This window comes from Rhodoferax sp. UBA5149, assembly GCF_002413825.1.
Classification (GTDB): domain Bacteria; phylum Pseudomonadota; class Gammaproteobacteria; order Burkholderiales; family Burkholderiaceae_C; genus Rhodoferax.
The window spans coordinates 14,687-18,362 of sequence record NZ_DHXT01000215.1; the positions used below are offsets into that span (position 1 = coordinate 14,687).

Below are 3,676 nucleotides of genomic sequence, written 5' to 3' on the forward strand. Positions count from 1 at the left end.
CTCGATTCGCAATTGGCGGATCCCAAATCCGAACGCAAGCCAGCGGATCAGGCACCCGCCTATGCGCGCAACGAAACCCGCTCCATCAAGCCGGAATACCTGGTTGTCGTGGGTATTTGTACGCACTTGGGATGTTCCCCGTCCGACAAATTCACGCCCGGTCCCCAGCCTTCCCTGCCGGATAACTGGCGGGGTGGCTTCCTCTGCCCCTGCCATGGGTCCACCTTTGACTTGGCCGGTCGCGTTTTCAAGAACAAGCCCGCACCGGACAACCTCGAAGTCCCGCCCCATATGTATCTCTCTGACACCAAGCTGCTCATTGGTGACGACCGAAAAGCCTAAGGACGAACAACATGGCTGAATTCCACGAAATTTCCCCGAACGCCCCCGCAGCTGAAAAACTGCTCAATTGGGTGGACAACCGGTTTCCGGCGTCCAAGCTCTTCAAGGAGCACATGAGTGAGTACTACGCACCGAAGAATTTCAACTTCTGGTACGTTTTTGGCTCGCTCTCGCTGTTGGTGCTGGTGATTCAAATTGTCACAGGCATCTTCCTGACAATGAACTACAAGCCTGATGCCGCACTCGCATTTGGTTCGGTTGAGTACATCATGCGCGACGTGCCTTGGGGCTGGCTGATTCGCTACATGCACTCCACCGGTGCGTCGGCATTTTTCGTCGTGGTTTACCTGCACATGTTCCGCGGTCTGATGTATGGAAGCTACCGCAAGCCCCGTGAGCTGATCTGGCTTTTCGGCTGCGGTATCTTCCTTGCCCTGATGGCGGAGGCTTTCATGGGGTATCTGTTGCCATGGGGTCAGATGAGCTATTGGGGCGCCCAGGTGATCGTCAACCTGTTTTCCGCCATTCCCTTCGTGGGCCCTGATCTGGCCCTGCTGATTCGGGGTGACTTTGTGGTGGGCGACGCCACCTTGAATCGCTTTTTCAGCTTTCACGTGATCGCCGTGCCGCTGGTGCTGCTAGGTCTGGTGGTGGCTCACATCATTGCTTTGCATGAAGTCGGTTCCAACAATCCGGATGGTATTGAGATTAAGGCGACCAAAGACGCAAAAGGGCGCCCTCTGGATGGCATTCCTTTCCATCCTTATTATTCGGTGCATGACGTCTTTGCAATCAGCGTCTTCCTGATGGTATTTACGGCCATCATCTTCTTTGCGCCGGAGTTGGGTGGCTACTTTCTCGAATACAACAACTTCATCCCGGCCGATTCGTTCAAGACACCGCTGCATATTGCGCCGGTCTGGTATTTCACGCCTTTCTACTCGATGCTGCGTGCCGTCACGAACGAGTTGATGTACGCGCTGATTGCCTGCGTGCTGGGCGGCGCGGTGCTGGGTGTGACCAAAGTCAAAATGCCCAATCTGTTCAAGGGCATTATTGTGGGTGGGGCTGTCGTTTTGGTGGCCATGATGTTCGCCATCGATGCAAAGTTCTGGGGTGTAGTCGCCATGGGCGGCGGCGTTGTGATTCTGTTTTTCCTGCCTTGGCTGGACAACAGCGCGGTCTTGTCCATCCGCTACCGGCCTGATTGGCACAAGTACCTGTACGCGATTTTTGTCATTGACTTCCTGGTGCTGGGCTACCTGGGCATGCTGCCGCCTTCCGACATCGGCGGTCGTGTGTCGCAGGTTGGAACCTTGTTTTACTTTGGCTTTTTTCTTTTGATGCCTTGGTGGAGCCGTCTTGGAAAGTCGAAGCCGGTGCCCGCCCGTGTCACCTTCACGGCGCATTGAACTGGAGAACAAATTATGAAAACAATGGGTTTCGCTAAAAAAATTATTCTCGGTTTGATCATGACGTTTGGCTTGACACTGGGTGTGCAAGCCAATGTCGGCGGCATGGCCTGGGACAAGGCCCCCAATGCGACCAATGACATGGCCGCACTGCAAAATGGCGCCAAACTGTTTGTCAACTATTGCCTGAATTGCCATTCGGCGGCATTCATGCGCTACAACCGTTTGCAAGACATCGGCTTGACGCAGGCGCAAATCAGGGACAACCTGCTGGTGACCAACGGCAAGATCGGTGAAACCATGAAGGCCGCCATTGACCCGCATCAGGCCAAGGCCTGGTTCGGCGCCAATCCGCCCGACCTTTCCGTGATTGCCCGTTCGCGCGCGGGCGCCGGCGGATCGGGTGCCGATTATCTGTACACCTATATGCGGACCTTTTACAGGGACACAGACAAACCTACTGGCTGGAACAATCTGGTTTTCCCCAATGTGGCCATGCCGCACGTCCTGTGGGAACTCCAGGGAGAGCGTCGTCCGGTCTATGAAGAAATCACGGAGCATGGTCATGCGGTGCACGTCTTCAAGGGCTGGGAGCAACTCAAGCCCGGCACCATGACACCCCTGCAGTACGATCAGGCGGTTGGCGACCTGGTGAGCTATTTGCAATGGATGGGCGAGCCGGCGCAAAATACACGCGTTCGCGTGGGCGTCTGGGTTTTGTTGTTCCTCGGTGTATTCACTTTTTTCGCCTGGCGACTCAATGCCGCCTACTGGAAAGACATCAAATAACACAAAAAACTGCTTGAGCTTCGCTTCAAAAGGCGTGACTTGGGCTTCTCGGAGTGGGATTGCATAGCGCATCCCACTCTTTTTAGTTTCAGCATAACTTGGGTACAAGTTAGCTAGCACTGAAACTACGTTTTGATTTTTAGGAGCTCCCGCCATGATGGTGTTGTATTCAGGTACTACCTGCCCGTTTTCCCACCGTTGCCGTTTTGTCTTGTTTGAAAAAGGCATGGACTTTGAGATTCGCGACGTGGATCTGTACAACAAGCCCGAAGACATCAATGTGATGAATCCTTACGGCCAGGTGCCCATCCTGGTCGAGCGCGATTTGATTTTGTACGAATCGAACATCATCAATGAATACATCGATGAGCGTTTTCCGCATCCCCAGTTGATGCCCGGCGATCCGGTGGATCGGGCCCGCGTGCGCCTGTTTCTGCTCAATTTTGAGAAGGAACTGTTCGTGCATGTGTCCACCCTCGAGTCCCGTGCCGCCAAGAGCAACGAAAAGGTGTTGGAGAAGGCCCGCGCTCACATCCGCGATCGTCTGACGCAACTTGCGCCCGTCTTCCTGAAGAACAAATACATGCTGGGCGACGGTTTCTCCATGCTTGACGTGGCCATTGCTCCTTTGCTGTGGCGTCTGGATTACTACGGTATTGACCTCAGTAAAAATGCGGCGCCGCTGCTCAAATACGCCGAACGTATTTTCTCACGCCCGGCCTATATTGAAGCGTTGACACCGTCCGAAAAAGTGATGCGCAAATAAACGCGTTGCCCAAGATCGATGATTGACGCTCCAGACGCCTCCTCCACGCGCCCCTATCTGATCAGGGCTTTGTACGAGTGGTGCACCGACAACGGGTTCACGCCCTATGTTGCGGTGGCTGTGGACGACAGTGTGCAAGTTCCCCGCGAGTACGTGAAAGACGGGGAGATTGTTCTCAACATCAGTTTTGACGCCACGAGCTCACTCATACTGGGCAACGATTTCATTGAGTTCAAGGCCCGGTTCGCGGGTACGGCGCGGGAGATCATGGTGCCGGTGAGCCATGTCAGCGCCATTTACGCCCGGGAAAATGGACAGGGCATGGCCTTCCCCCTGGACCCGTGCAGAGGTGTTAAAGCAAATGCAT

5 protein-coding genes are annotated in these 3,676 nt (G+C 54.6%); all 5 read left to right on the forward strand.

The window, feature by feature from the left end; translation table 11 throughout:
• A partial coding sequence (gene petA / locus B3V69_RS19340) for a ubiquinol-cytochrome c reductase iron-sulfur subunit (protein WP_296448992.1) occupies positions 1 to 342 on the forward strand: 342 nt, incomplete at its 5' end.
• Positions 343 to 353: 11 nt separating this feature from the next.
• Positions 354 to 1,754: a cytochrome b gene (locus tag B3V69_RS19345; protein WP_296448995.1), complete on the forward strand. Its 1,401-nt coding sequence runs from the start codon at positions 354 to 356 to the stop codon at positions 1,752 to 1,754.
• Between the two features lie 15 nt (positions 1,755 to 1,769).
• Entirely contained in the window at positions 1,770 to 2,543 is a 774-nt protein-coding gene (locus tag B3V69_RS19350) for a cytochrome c1 (protein WP_296448998.1), read from the forward strand.
• 154 nt (positions 2,544 to 2,697) lie between these two features.
• Entirely contained in the window at positions 2,698 to 3,309 is a 612-nt protein-coding gene (locus B3V69_RS19355; RefSeq protein WP_114968986.1) for a glutathione S-transferase N-terminal domain-containing protein, read from the forward strand.
• Between the two features lie 18 nt (positions 3,310 to 3,327).
• On the forward strand, positions 3,328 to 3,676 hold a 349-nt coding region (locus B3V69_RS19360), incomplete at its 3' end, for a ClpXP protease specificity-enhancing factor (protein ID WP_296449003.1).